This window comes from Cohnella mopanensis, assembly GCF_022352055.1.
GTDB lineage: Bacteria > Bacillota > Bacilli > Paenibacillales > Paenibacillaceae > Cohnella > Cohnella mopanensis.
This window is the reverse complement of the sequence record NZ_JAKRWM010000014.1, coordinates 199104-212367: the sequence shown is the minus strand read 5'-3', so window position 1 is coordinate 212367 and position 13264 is coordinate 199104. Positions and strand designations below refer to the sequence as shown.

Below are 13264 nucleotides of genomic sequence, written 5' to 3'. Positions count from 1 at the left end.
GAGGAAGGAATTAAGCATGTTATACCGCCGTTCTACCGGCTTCAAATGGTTCATGGCCGTCAATTCGGTCGTAATGCTCCTTCTCGTGGCCTCTATCCTTGTCCCGTTCTTGCATCTGCTTTCGGTGTCATTCAGCAATTCAAGCGCCGTAGTGGGAGGCAAAGTCGGCTTATGGCCTCAAGGCTTTAACTTGGACTCTTATGTTCGCGTTTTCCAGCATCCTAGCATACTGGCCGGCTTTAAGAATTCCATTATTCAGACAGCTCTTGGAACCGCAATCGGCTTGTTCATGCTAACGATCTGCGCTTATCCACTATCTAAGAGAGCTTTGAAGGGGCGCAAGCTGCTCATTCTGTTCATTATGTTCACGATGTTCTTCAGCGGCGGACTCATCCCGACTTACATGCTCGTGAAAAGCTTGGGACTCATCGACAGCATCTGGGCCATCGTGCTTCCCTTCAGCATTACGCCTTACTATTTGCTATTGATGATGACCTATTTTCAAGGGATTCCCGAAGAAATCGAAGAATCCGCCATGCTGGACGGCTTGAATCCGTTTCGTATTCTCGTGCAAATCATCCTTCCGCTGTCTAAGCCGATTCTGGCGGCCATTACCTTGTTCCTCGTCGTGTATTACTGGAACAACTGGTTTAACTCCATGATCTACTTGAACAGCACGGATAAACATCCGGTCATGATGATCGTACGCAATATTATTGCCGGATCCGATCTGGCGGGCAATGTCGGCCAAGTCGGCGACACCGGGAACAACATCTCTTCGGCTTCGCTTAAGGCGGCGGCTATTATGTCGACCACGTTGCCGATTATGCTCATTTTTCCGTTTACCCAGAAGTACTTCGCCAAGGGAGTCATGCTCGGTTCCGTGAAGGGCTGATTTTCCTTTACTTTCGCAGGCCCAGCCTGAACAGCTTTTATGATAGATTTATACCAACACAAGGGAGGCAATTGCACTATGAAAGAGGTACAAGGCAGTAAGAAAAGCAAGCGGCTTGCCGGAGGAATCGCATTAACGCTGGCCATGTCTACGTTGTTGTCGGCATGCTCGGGTTCCAATTCGGGCTCGAACGCGAAGGAAACCGGCGGGGCGGCAACCACGGGGAACGGAGGCGATCAGCCGATCACCATCTCCATGATGTATGACGACAATCCCTCTTACCCTTTCAATGCGGCATGGCCCGTGCTCGAGCAGTTCCAGAAGCTAGCCAACGTGAAGCTGGATATTCAGCCGACCCCGGACGCGGATTACCAGAACAAGCTCAAAATCGTGCTAAGCTCCGGCTCCGCGCCTGATCTCGTCAGCTACGTCGAGCATCCGGTCTATATGGAATTCGCCCAAACCGGAGTATTCTTGCCGATCAGCGACTATATGGATAAGCTGCCGAACCTGAAGAAAAAACTCGAACAATACAAGATTTCCGAGGAAATCGACAACTGGACTTTGAAGGACGGCAAGCTGTACGGCCTTCCGTTCATGTTCGAATCGGCAATGTACAACACCGCTCCCGTCATCCGCGTCGATCTGCTCAAAAAATATAACCTGCAAGCTCCAACAACGATGGATGAGCTATATAACGTATTGAAAAAGTTAAAAGAAGCCGATCCGAAAAGCTATCCGATGGCTAACCTGAACGGCGCGCTCGGACTCATCAACTTGTCGGGAGCCGCATGGGGAATCGGACCCGCTTACAACGGCTTCGTATTCAACTCCGAGAAGAACGAGTTCGAATATGCGTATACGAGCGACAACTACAAGCAATATGTTACATTCCTGAACCGACTGATGAAAGAGAAATTGGCCGATCCTGAAATCTTCACGTCCAGCACGGATCAATGGAAGCAGAAGATGGCTACCGGCCAGAGCGTGTTTACCTACACTTGGATTAGCGAGCTCGGACAGATCAATGCGGACGGCAAGAAAAACGTAACTCCCGACTTCGAGCTTGCTCCGCTCCCTCCGATTGCCGGCCCGGGCGGCGTCAAAGGTCCGTCGGCTCAGCGCATTAACTTCGCTTACGTCATTCCCGCGACTGCGGCACAGAAGCCGAACTTCGACAAGCTGCTCGAATACGTGAACTGGCTGTACAGCGACGAAGCAATCAATCTCGGAACTTGGGGCATCCAAGACGAAACGTTCGTCGAAAAAGACGGCAAACGCGACTTCACGGATGCAGTGAAGAGCAGCGACATGATTCAGAAGGCACTCTGGAATGTCGGCGCGTCTAATAACAACTTCACGACCGTATTCACTTACGATTGGTTCTCCAAAGTATTGAACAACCCGCTCGTCGATTCGCTGACCGCGGAAGCCAACGCCAAAAACTGGTTCCCTTCCGTCGCGAAGGTGCCTAAGCTGACTCCGGCCGACAAGGAAGAAGAAACGATGAGAAGCACGACCGTCCACGACTTCTTCATGAGATCGCAGGAGCAATTCATCTACGGCAAAGCATCCGTAGACACGGATTGGGATAGCTACGTGAAGGAAATCAACGACAAAGGCGTTACCAAGCTTCTTGAAATCTACAACAACACATTGAAGTAATAACAAGCCATTCGCAAGGGAATACGCCGGGAAAGCCTTGCTTCATCGCGAGACAAGGCTTTCCCGGTGTTTTTCTTAACTGGAACGGAGTAGAGCAGACCAAGGAGGTTTATCGCAATGAAAGTAGGCATAGAGCTGCATCACGGCTATTTGAAGGACGAATATATGCCGGTGGAACAAGTACTCGAGAAGGCGAAGGCGGACGGTTATGAGGGCGTGTATTATAAATCCCCCTTCTACGTATCCAAGAAGTTGGATGTAGTTGCTTTGCGCGAGGCGGCCGCATGTGCCAAGGGGCTTGGAATGTTCATTGATTTCGGAGTTGGTAGAGTTAATCCCTATAATACGACCGAATCCCCGGAAATCTGGCAGCTAGGCGGCGGCGATTATAAGCTGGCCATGGAGAAGCAAATCTATGCCGCAGCGGAGATGGGCGCCTATGAACTGATCGGCGTTACCGCCGGCTGGCGGGGAGGCCACACCGGTTACTTCGTGAACGATCGCTTTCGCACGGACGTGACTTGGGAGGAACAGTTGCAGGCGACGAGCCGATTCTTGAAGGTGCTAGCGCCGTCGCTAAGAGATTCCGGCTCCCGCATCAACCTCGAAACGCATGAGGAAATTACCTCTTACGAGGTTCTGAGGATGATCGAGGAAGTCGGGGAGGACGTTCTGGGTGTCGCATTCGATACGGCTAACGTATTGTCCAGAGCCGAAGATCCCGTGGCGGTCGCCAAGCGGGCCGCTCCTTATATTCACCAGATGCATGCCAAGGACGGCATTCTTTATTTTTCGGAAAACGGACTTGTTCGTCAGTTGAAAGCTTCCGGTCAAGGCATTGTCGACTACAAGACGATCTTCGCGGAAATCGGCAAGGTGAATCCTTCTTTGCACGTGCAGGTCGAGGATCACAAAGGACTTATGCATATGGACATCTACGTGGAGCAATGGCGGAACGTTCATCCCGACCTCAGCTTGGCGGAAGTGGCGGAGCTCGTTCGGCTTGCCGCGCTATGCGAGCAGAGGTTTGCCTCGGGAGAATGGATGAAACCGGATGCTTACGAGGCGATCAGTTATTGGGACGAAATGGACGAACGATTGGACTCTTCCCGCAGGTATCTTCAGCAGGTGTTGAAGGACCTCGGGTTGGCCGGTTAGACCCGTTATTGATCATATGGAGGGATTCAACATGAAAAAAGAAGTAAGGGTCATCGTCATTGGGGCCCATCCCGACGAACCGGACATCTATGCCGGAGGAACCGCGGCCTTATTCGCGGAGCTGGGACATCGGGTTAAATTTCTATCGCTGACGAACGGTTGCTGCGGGCACTACGAGATTAGCGGCATGGAGCTCGTTGAACGAAGAAGGAACGAAGCCGCCGATGCGGCGCGTAAGCTTGGAATCGACGAGTACGAGGTACTCGATACGCCCGACGGGGAGCTCCTTCCGACCATTGCGGTACGCAATGAGGTCGTCCGGCAAATCCGGAGCTGGAGGGCCGACGTGGTCATCACCTTCCATCCCGACGGAGGAGCCCATTCCGACAATAGATATGCTGGCAAAGTCGTCAGCGACTCGTTTCCTTTCGTCGCCAAAACCCCGAATGCGGTACCGGACGTCCCTGCCTTGAACCAAGGACCTGTCGTGCTGCTCATGCCGGATTATTCGATGAAAAGCCATTACTCGGCCGACATAGTCATCGACATAGAACCGGTACTGGAGAAGAAGCTTCTCGCGTGCGATGCCCATGCCTCTCAGTTCTACGAATTCGCGCCTTGGCAAGCCGGCTTCCTCGACCAAGTTCCCGAGAGCTGGGAAGACAAGAAAGCGTTCCTGCTGAAATATTGGGCCGAGTTCATGAACGTTTCCAAAGAGATGGAACCGGCTCTCGGTAAATGGTACGGGGCGGAGGCCTCAGGAGTTCGTTACGCAGAGCCCTTCGAGATTGCCCAATATGGCCGTCGTCCTAGCGACGACGAGATGAAAGCTCTCTTCCCGATGCTCGACCGATCGGCAGAGCGTTAATTCGGGAGGAACCGTGCTGCTAGCTGCCTTTGCCGCCCTGATGTTCGTCATCCAGACGCTATGCTTGAAGAAGCTGCCCGAGTTGCGGTCGAACCGGGCGATGTTCGGACTTATCGCCGCTTATAGCTCCTTGATCGCCCTCGGTTTGCTTTTATGGTGGGTAATCGGAGGAGCCCCTGCGATCAGCTCTGGGACATGGCTGTTCGGATGCCTGTACGGAGGGGTCTTTACTTCAACCATGTTCTTCTATACGCGGGCGATGAATACCGGTCCTTTATCGTATTCGTCTTTCTACTTCTCCGTAAGCCTGATGGTACCCGTTGTCGCCAGCATGACGCTGTGGCATGAGGCAGCGGGTCCGGCCAAGCTTACGGGATTAGCCCTATTCTTGCTTTCTTTTTATTTCATCCAGATTTACGGAAGGCAACGAGGCAATACGGTTCAACAGGCGGGAAAACGCTGGTTCGTATACTGTCTGCTCGCCTTCTTGTTTAACGGGCTCATCCCCGTGCTCGCTAAAGCCCACCAATCGATGCTGGACGGGCGCGAGTCGACTGAACTTACGCTTGTCGGCTTCTCCGCCGCTCTGGTCTGCTCCTTGCTTGGCTGGATCGGATCCGGCCGGTTGCGACAATCGGAGGCGTCCTTCGACCGGATTCCTTTCTCGCGCAGCTCGGTTATATTCATCCTTGGCGTAGGCTTATCGACCGGAGCCGGAAACGCCTTGATGAACGATCTTTCCGGCCGGTTGCCGGGAGCCTACCTCTATCCGTTCGTCAACGGCAGCATGATCGTACTGCTGACGTTAATCTCTGCCTTCGTCTTCAAAGAGAAGCTGAGCAAAGGCGGCGTGCTAGGAATTGCGACGGGAATCGCCGCGATCGTCGCCGTGAATGTATAGATTGCGAAAGTCTATGAATTAGAGGTGCTATGATGCCTAATATTGCTATGCTCAGCTGCTGGAACCACTATCATGCCAAGAGCTTCGTACGGGATTTGGCCGAGTTTCCCGAGGCTACAATCGTCGCGGTGTGGGACGATGACCTCGAACGGGGAAGAGCTTACGCCGAACAATTCGGCACTGCGTTCGAGCCTAATCTGGCAACGCTTCTCGCTAGATCGGATATCGACGGCGTCATCGTCGATAGCTCGCCGGAGCAAGCCGCTTCGCTGATCGAGATCTCGGCCAAAGCCGGCAAGCACGTGCTGGCCGACCAAGTATTGGCGCTCTCGCTTCAAGAAGCGAACCGGGTCGCGGCTTCGATTCGCCGATCGAATATCCATTTCGCGATCGACATGTCGTTAAGGCGCTGGCCCGTCAATCTTGCCGCCAAGAAGGTGGCGGTTACCGGCGCGATCGGCGGGATCACCAGCGTGCGAATAAGGAATGCCCATGACGGCGCAACTGGCGAAGTCCCTCTCGCGCCGAGATTTCTCGATTCGAAATACGGCGTATTTACCGACCTTGGAGCACATTGTCTATACTTGATGCGTTGGTTATTGGGACAACCTGTTGCCGTCACTTCCATTATCTCCAGTTATGCAGGCAACAAAGCCGAGGATAATGCGGCGAGCCTATTCGAATATGCCAATGGCATGCTCGCCATCTGCGACACCAGCTATGCCGCCGATCAGTCGCCCTTCTCTATCGAGCTCTACGGAACGGCGGGAAGCTTCCTCGGAGGGGGCGCATCGGGCGTGCATCGCAAGTTGCTTCAGCCTTCGGATAGCATGGTCCGATTTTTCGCGCCGGAATCCCGCTGGAATGCCCTTCAAGAAGCGGCTGCCCTGCCCGATGCCGGAGAGTCTACTCTTTCCTTATGGTTAAAGGCGATTCAAGGCAAAGAAAGCGAGCTGTTAACAGGCGTAGAAGAAGGAATCGCGCTTGCCGAAACCCTTGAGGCGCTCTATCTTTCCGCTCAAACCGGACGGAAAGTATTTTTGAAGGATTTGAAGCCGTAACTACACACTTACGCTCACTACCTTTCACCGCTTATAGTCGCATTTTGCGACTTTGGCGAGGCATTCTTCGCGTTCCACTCTCCCATAGTCGCTTTTTGCGACTTTGGCGAGGCATTCTTCGCGATCCGCGCTACCATAGTCGCTTTTTGCGACTTTGGCGAGGCATTCTTCTGTTCCACTCTCCCATAGTCGCTTTTTGCGACTTTAGCGAGGCATTCTTCGCGTTCTACGCTCCTATAGTAGCTTTTTGCGACTTTGGCGAGGCAATGCCCCGATATCGTAAACAAACCAACAACTCTGACAGACTGGTGTCAGGGTTGTTGGTTTATAATGGAGCTATAAGATACTCAAAAAAAACTATGATAGCGTTATGCCATCACTCTATTCCTACTCTACCGGATGCTATTTCCGGAAATAGCGTTATACCATCACCTTATTGGAGTCATGCTAACCGAATTCGATAGTTGCGAGACCAATAGCGTTACACCATCACTCTATTCTACTTCCTCCGATCGAAAATGAAGTGAATAGCGTTACGCCATCACCTTATCGGGGTCACGTTATCTATTTTCGACTTTATCAGATATGGGAACCGGGAGGCAATGAATCATGTCGATTAATAAAACCCCCATCGCAGAAGTGCCTATCCTTACCAAACGCGCCCTCAACCGGGCACTGCTCGAACGGCAAATGTTGATTCGCCGCCAGAAAATGCCTGCCCTAACTGCGATTGAGCATCTAGTCGGGATGCAAGCACAAGCTCCCAACCCTCCCTATATCGGGTTATGGGCTCGACTTGAAGATTTCGACCAAGCCGAATTGGCGCAGCTTATCCGATCACGGCAGGCGGTAAGGATCGCGCTCATGCGCTCGACGATCCATCTCGTCTCTTCTCGGGACTGCCTGATTCTCCGTCCCATCCTACAAACCGTTCTCGAACGCGGATTCCAAGGAAACCACGGCAAACGACTGTCAGATATAGACATGGCGGCATTGACCGCCGCAGGGCGGGCACTCGTTGAAGAACGCCCCCTAACGTTCAATGAACTCAGTCATCTGTTAACCGCGGATGAGCGTTGGCATGACCATGATCCTGCCGCTATCGCCGCCGCCATCCGCACGTATATCCCGCTCGTTCAGGTTCCGCCGCGCGGATTATGGGGCGAAAGCGGACAAGCCGCCCATACATCCGCGGAAGCTTGGTTGGGCAAACCGTTATCCGAGGAAAACGGTTTGGAGACGATGCTCGAACGTTATCTAGCTGCCTTCGGCCCCGCGTCGGTGAAGGACATGCAGGCATGGTCAGGGTTAACGCGGCTTAGCGAAGTCATCAATCGGATGAGACCCCGTCTACGGACATTCCGCGATGAGCAGGGCAAGGAGTTGTTCGATCTCACAGAAGTGCCTCTTCCCGACGCCGAAACAGCGATTCCGGCGAGATTCATGGCCGAATTCGATAACGCGCTTCTGTCCCATTCCGACCGGACACGCATTATCTCCGAGGAGGATCGAGCACGGGTATTCACGATTAACGGAATTATCCGCTCGACGTTCCTGATCGACGGCTTCGTCGCGGGAACTTGGAGGATCGCTCGCGAGCGCAAATCCGCCACTTTAGTCATCGAGCCCTTCCGAGCGCTCAGCAAAAAAGACATTGCTGAATTATCCGATGAAGGCGATAAGCTGCTTCGGTTTGCAGAAGCGGATTGCACGAGCCACGACATTCATTTTGTCGAACATCAGGCTTAAATCCCCCGTGCTAATCGCTACCGATCGTTCTCATATACTCATCCGGCGTCTTGCCCAAATACGCCTTGAAATCCTTAATGAAATGCGCTTGATCGAAATAGCCCATCTCTTCGGACAGCGCCGGCCAATCTACGGTTTCGCCCTTCTCGATCTTCTCGGCCACTTCGTGAAGCCGGAATCGCTGAATTACCCCTTTCGGGCTTACGCCCACATAACGATCGAATAATCGTTGCAGCGTCCTTACGCTTACGTCATATCGTTCAGCCAACTGCTCGACCTTGAGAATATCCCGATCGGCAACGAGAGTGGCGACCATCCGATTAACCAGTTCCACATTCCCGTCTTCATCCGGTAAGCGCGCAAGTAAAAAGCGATCCATTCGTTCGACCTGAGAAGCGGCATCACCCGCAGCAAGAATGTCGGCTTCCAAAGGGGCCGCTTCCTCCCCGAACAAGTCCGATAAGGCGATCGATTGGCGGGTGAGAGTAGAAAGCGGCTTCTGCCAGAAGGGGTAAAAGCCCCCGGGATTAAATTTAATGGCGAATACGCTGCCTTGGCCTTCGAGGATTTGAGTCGAAGTTTTCTCCCATATCCCGTAAATTCGCGTATTTTCCGGTTCGAATACAAGGTTAACGTTGGGATGGGACAACACGGTTTGACGATAAGGCTCCATCCCTCTCAAATCCCATTCCACAACCCAATAATGTTGAATGTAAGTCCGCAGCTCCTGCGCAGGCTCATATCGGGATAGCTTAAATTTCTGTTTGCCCGCATCCGCGCGCAAAATCCCTTTGGTCGAATGATCGGCAATCGGGTTCATGAATGAGGTTCTCCCTCCCGCTATTGGGCTGTCGTATTTTTACAATACATTCCTTTGGGGATATTCTATCATAAGAGCAACGCTGATCTGAAAGGGGATTTAATCATGGAATTGAAATACGTGATATACGTCGGGGCAACACCGGAAAAAGTATGGCAGACGCTCGTCTCTCCCGAAGGTACGAAAGCGATCTTCTTCGGATCCGTCCTTCGCTCGACTTTCGAAGTAGGCAGCACCTACGAATATATCGGTCCGGGCTCCGACGGCGATGAAACGGTTCATGTCTACGGCGAAATTCTCGCCTACGAACCGAATAAAGTGTTCAGCACGACCGAGCATCCAGGACCTTCCTACAACCCGAACCACGCGCAACTGCAAACCCGCGTCACGATTACCCTCGAACCGGTAGGCGAAACCACGAAGCTGACGCTTGTTAACGACCAGTGGTCCGATAACCACCCTTCTTTCGAGAAAACCTCCGAAAGCTGGCCGTACATCATCAGCAACATCAAGACATACTCGGAAACGGGCAAACCGCTCAACTTCGGCTGGTAAGAAACGATACCCCACAAAAGCTATCCTCAAGGGTCTGAGACGACCTTCGGGGATGGCTTTTTATTTGTCTCCTATTTTTCTTGGCGAGGATTGTGTTACGATCTTGAGGATTTGGATTCCGTGCCTTCTCATAAACATCTGCGGGATGAGAGAGGATATGGATACGAATGACAATCGTCACGGAGGAAAGCTATGTCACGTTGGTTACGAAGGTCGCTTAATCGCAAGTTATCGTTTTTTTTGCTCGTCTCGATACTCGTCCCTCTCTTGTCTCTAGGTTATTTCTCGTATACGACTGCTTCTAAATTAACGGAGGAAAAGGCAAAGCAGTCGGGGATGGGCAGTCTACGGCAAATCGATACGAATCTTCAATTTATCGTCAAGGACATCGAGAACATGTCCTTGTTTCTGATCGGCAGTAAAGATGTTCAGCAGTATTTAAGCAACCAAGGGGATAACGTGGTCAAACAAACCCTCATGATCGAGTTTCTATCCAATCTCGTCTATTCGAAGCCCTACATATCCGACATCACGATTAATCCCAAGTATCAATCCCATCCGGTTTCCAATTCCACGATTCTGGAATCAGGGCTGACCGATATTACGGCGCAAGATCCGGACTATTTCACAACTCATCCTAGATGGTGGACTTCCTTGTACGAGAATCGGACGATCTCCGGCGTTAAAAGGGTCATCTCTCTCGTGCGCCCTATTCGCAACATGTTCACCTTCGAACAAATCGGCATGCTCGTCATGAGCTTGGACGAAAAATCCGTCAAACGAATTCTGAAGCAAGCGAGCCTGGAGAGCGATGATTACACGATGCTCGTCGACTCGCAAGGACGTATCTTGTCCAGCGGAGCCGCCGACCCTATGAACGGTTCCATACAAGACTTCCTGCCGGGTCTTCCGCCTTTTACGGAACCTTCCGGTTCCTTCAATTACGAAGATCCATCGTCGTCAAAGAAGACGATTCTATATTTGACGATGCCTGACGTGAACTGGACGCTAGTCAGAGTCATTCCTTACGCCGAGTTCCGGTCGCAAAACCGATATGTCCTCGCTCTGACGGCAGTATCCGTCGGAATAGCAGGCCTGCTGATCGCTTCGCTCGTCGTCTTCTTCGTCAAGCAGGTCACTCGGCCCTTGTTGATGCTGACGCATTTCCTGAAGGACACGAATCCGGAGGAGCCGATCGAACCGTATCCCGTGGAAACGATGGACGAGATCGGGCAGCTCGTTCGCAGCTACAACAAGCTGGGAGGACGCATCGAACGGCTTACCGAGCAAGTGAAGCATAACGAATCGATGAAAAAAGAAGCCGACATGCTGGCCTTGCAGGCGCAGATCAACCCGCACTTCTTGTACAATACCTTATCTTCGATTCATTGGATGGCTTTAATGAATCAAGACACCAAAACAGCCCATATGGTCGGCAATCTAAGCGATTTCCTGCGTTTCAGCTTGAACAAAGGGGCGCAATATTGCTCTGTCTCGCAGGAAATTTCCCATGCCCGCCATTATGCGAATATACAAGCCATCCGGTACCCGGACAAATTCGAAATCCACTTCTTCGTCGATCCCTCCATGAATGACATTATGATGCTTAAGCTGCTGCTTCAGCCGCTTATCGAGAATGCCCTCATTCATGGCATTTTGAAAAAAGACGGCAAAGGCGTCATTCACGTTCATGCCGTCATGAACAAAGAAACGATGACTTTCGTCGTTGACGATACCGGCGTCGGCATGGAGCCGGATAAGCTTCGCGAAGTGCTGTACCGGCTTCAGCAGTCAGATGAACCCGAGCCGATCGTGCAAGGCAGTTACGGCTTGCGAAACGTGCATCAACGGCTGTTGCTGCATTACGGCAGCGAGGCGGGCCTTAAGATCGAAAGCATGGAAGGCATCGGAACGCGCGTTACGTTTACCCTACCTGCAATGGAGGAATCCCAAGCATGAAAGTACTGATCGTAGACGATGAAGTCATTATTCGCACCGGACTTAGCACGGTGATCAATTGGCAGGAGCTCGGCTTCGAGTTGCTGACTCCCGCCGTCTCCGCCGAAGAGGCCATTGCCCGAATCCCGATCGAGCGGCCGAATATCGTACTAACGGACATTCGCATGACCGGCAAATCTGGCCTGGAGTTAGCGGCGGAAGTGAAGAAGCTGTTGCCCGACACGGAAATCATCATTCTAACCGGATATGATGACTTCAGCTATACCCAGCAAGCGATCCGGGAAGGCGTGAGCGACTACTTGCTCAAGACCAGCCCGCCTCAGGATATTATTAAAGCCGCCATGCACGCGAAGCAACGCCTGTTAAACCGTTGGGCTACGCTGAAGCAAGGCCATATCCAGCAATCCGCTTTCCGCGACAGCCTGCTAGAGCAGCTTGTCATAGAGGGGATTCTGGACAAGCAGTCGTTAACGCAAATCCCTCATCTGCTTCCTAATTTGAATGCGGATCACAAGTCATTCCAAGTGTTCATCATCGCGGCTGCGGGGTGGGGCGAAGATACGATTTATGCCAACTCTCTTCACTTCGCCGTTCAGAATATGGTTAACGAGCTTCTAGATGGCGAAACTTTGCTGCGCAAAGATTACATCCTGCTCGTCCTCAGCCAGGAACAGGCGGAAATCGAGCTTCCTAAGATCAAGCTGGAATTCGAGCGAATCGGCCGAAAGCTCAAGTGTAAGCTGTTCATCGCCGCAGGCTCGGTCGTGCATGAACTCCGGGAGTTAAGAACATCGTATTCGGAGGCTTCCTTCGCTTTTACTTTCAAATGGTTTGCCGGCCGAGAAGGCTTAATCGCCTATGTCGACGTCAAGGATAACGCAGGCGGCAGAACGATTTCCTCGCAAGAGGAGGAAGAGCAGCTCATTTCTATTCTGAAAACAGGCAATGCGGTCGAGCTTAAGATTTGGGTCATTGAAACGATAAGAGCCCAACTCGTGGACCCGGCAGTAACGCCGAGCTCGTTCCGCGCTTATCTCAATTCCATTCTGATCTCCGGGCATCGCTGGATCGAGCGGGTCAGAGTTCTTCAGGCGTTGGAAGGGGAAGAGCCGCTTCCGGCACAGTTGCTGCAGCCATCCGACGATATTACGGAGCGGCCGGAAGAAACGCTGTACAAGCATCTGCAATCGTTAATGGACAAGTACCAAGAGCTGGCCGCGGGTGAACGGGTATCTTATATCAAACGCGCCATGGCTTACATAGGCAACCATCTGGATAACAATCTCACGCTGCAGCAGGTCGCTAAGCATGTTCATCTCAACCCCAATCATTTTAGCGAAGTGTTCAAACGGGAGACCGGCCTTACTTATATCGAGTTTGTGACGAGGGAACGCATGCGGCGCGCCATGGAGCTCTTGAGCCAATCTCCGATGAAAATCAGCGACGTCGCGCGGAGTGTCGGGTACGAGGACGTTAAGTATTTCAGCCAGCTGTTTAAGAAGGTTTCGGGAAAGACGCCTTCGGAATATCGAACGAACAACTGATATTTACCCACCCTACTCCTGATTTCTGTCCCCTGCCTATTCAAAAAAGCTCCCCCTATACTGAAGGAGCAGTTAAAACAGGGAGGTCA

General features: G+C 52.2%; 11 protein-coding genes. 10 read left to right on the top strand and 1 reads right to left on the bottom strand.

Annotated elements, in window-relative coordinates; genetic code table 11:
- Positions 1-16 precede the first annotated feature (16 nt).
- The 7 genes from L3D05_RS20260 to L3D05_RS20230 all read left to right on the top strand — a co-directional run bounded on the left by L3D05_RS20260 (position 17) and on the right by L3D05_RS20230 (position 8297).
- Positions 17-895, top strand: a complete 879-nt coding sequence (locus tag L3D05_RS20260; RefSeq protein ID WP_239618145.1) for a carbohydrate ABC transporter permease — start codon at positions 17-19, stop codon at positions 893-895.
- Between the two features lie 78 nt (positions 896-973).
- Positions 974-2560, top strand: coding sequence for an extracellular solute-binding protein (locus L3D05_RS20255; protein ID WP_239618144.1), 1587 nt, complete (start codon positions 974-976; stop codon positions 2558-2560).
- 117 nt (positions 2561-2677) lie between these two features.
- On the top strand, positions 2678-3718 hold the full coding sequence (locus L3D05_RS20250; protein ID WP_239618143.1) for a sugar phosphate isomerase/epimerase family protein: 1041 nt from the start codon (positions 2678-2680) through the stop codon (positions 3716-3718).
- 31 nt (positions 3719-3749) lie between these two features.
- Positions 3750-4586 (top strand): PIG-L deacetylase family protein, encoded by an 837-nt coding sequence (locus L3D05_RS20245; RefSeq protein WP_239618142.1) that lies wholly within the window; start codon positions 3750-3752, stop codon positions 4584-4586.
- A gap of 13 nt (positions 4587-4599) precedes the next feature.
- Entirely contained in the window at positions 4600-5487 is an 888-nt protein-coding gene (locus L3D05_RS20240; protein WP_239618141.1) for a DMT family transporter, read from the top strand.
- A 32-nt stretch (positions 5488-5519) separates the two neighbouring features.
- Positions 5520-6548 carry a Gfo/Idh/MocA family protein gene (locus L3D05_RS20235; RefSeq protein WP_239618140.1) on the top strand — a complete coding sequence of 343 codons (1029 nt, stop codon included), beginning with the start codon at positions 5520-5522 and terminating at the stop codon, positions 6546-6548.
- A 609-nt stretch (positions 6549-7157) separates the two neighbouring features.
- Positions 7158-8297 (top strand): winged helix DNA-binding domain-containing protein, encoded by a 1140-nt coding sequence (locus L3D05_RS20230; RefSeq protein WP_239618139.1) that lies wholly within the window; start codon positions 7158-7160, stop codon positions 8295-8297.
- A gap of 10 nt (positions 8298-8307) precedes the next feature.
- Here L3D05_RS20230 and L3D05_RS20225 read toward each other — a convergent pair whose 3' ends face one another.
- On the bottom strand, positions 8308-9117 hold the full coding sequence (locus L3D05_RS20225; protein WP_239618138.1) for a helix-turn-helix transcriptional regulator: 810 nt from the start codon (positions 9115-9117) through the stop codon (positions 8308-8310).
- A 105-nt stretch (positions 9118-9222) separates the two neighbouring features.
- On the opposite strand from L3D05_RS20225, the gene L3D05_RS20220 reads away from it, so the two are divergent.
- The 3 genes from L3D05_RS20220 to L3D05_RS20210 all read left to right on the top strand — a co-directional run bounded on the left by L3D05_RS20220 (position 9223) and on the right by L3D05_RS20210 (position 13175).
- Positions 9223-9672 carry an SRPBCC family protein gene (locus L3D05_RS20220; RefSeq protein WP_239618137.1) on the top strand — a complete coding sequence of 150 codons (450 nt, stop codon included), beginning with the start codon at positions 9223-9225 and terminating at the stop codon, positions 9670-9672.
- Between the two features lie 192 nt (positions 9673-9864).
- Entirely contained in the window at positions 9865-11631 is a 1767-nt protein-coding gene (locus L3D05_RS20215) for a sensor histidine kinase family protein (RefSeq protein WP_239618136.1), read from the top strand.
- Positions 11628-13175, top strand: a complete 1548-nt coding sequence (locus L3D05_RS20210; protein ID WP_239618135.1) for a helix-turn-helix domain-containing protein — start codon at positions 11628-11630, stop codon at positions 13173-13175. The genes L3D05_RS20215 and L3D05_RS20210 overlap by 4 nt, the downstream gene beginning before the upstream one ends.
- Positions 13176-13264: the final 89 nt, after the last annotated feature.

Excerpts from the sequence above, each read along its gene's own strand:
- L3D05_RS20220 (WP_239618137.1), top strand. The coding sequence starts at position 9,223 with ATGGAATTGAAATACGTGATATACGTCGGGGCAACACCGGAAAAAGTA.
- L3D05_RS20260 (WP_239618145.1), top strand. The coding sequence starts at position 17 with ATGTTATACCGCCGTTCTACCGGCTTCAAATGGTTCATGGCCGTCAAT.
- L3D05_RS20210 (WP_239618135.1), top strand. The coding sequence starts at position 11,628 with ATGAAAGTACTGATCGTAGACGATGAAGTCATTATTCGCACCGGACTT.
- L3D05_RS20255 (WP_239618144.1), top strand. The coding sequence starts at position 974 with ATGAAAGAGGTACAAGGCAGTAAGAAAAGCAAGCGGCTTGCCGGAGGA.
- L3D05_RS20230 (WP_239618139.1), top strand. The coding sequence starts at position 7,158 with ATGTCGATTAATAAAACCCCCATCGCAGAAGTGCCTATCCTTACCAAA.
- L3D05_RS20245 (WP_239618142.1), top strand. The coding sequence starts at position 3,750 with ATGAAAAAAGAAGTAAGGGTCATCGTCATTGGGGCCCATCCCGACGAA.
- L3D05_RS20215 (WP_239618136.1), top strand. The coding sequence starts at position 9,865 with ATGTCACGTTGGTTACGAAGGTCGCTTAATCGCAAGTTATCGTTTTTT.
- L3D05_RS20250 (WP_239618143.1), top strand. The coding sequence starts at position 2,678 with ATGAAAGTAGGCATAGAGCTGCATCACGGCTATTTGAAGGACGAATAT.
- L3D05_RS20225 (WP_239618138.1), bottom strand. The coding sequence starts at position 9,117 with ATGAACCCGATTGCCGATCATTCGACCAAAGGGATTTTGCGCGCGGAT.
- L3D05_RS20235 (WP_239618140.1), top strand. The coding sequence starts at position 5,520 with ATGCCTAATATTGCTATGCTCAGCTGCTGGAACCACTATCATGCCAAG.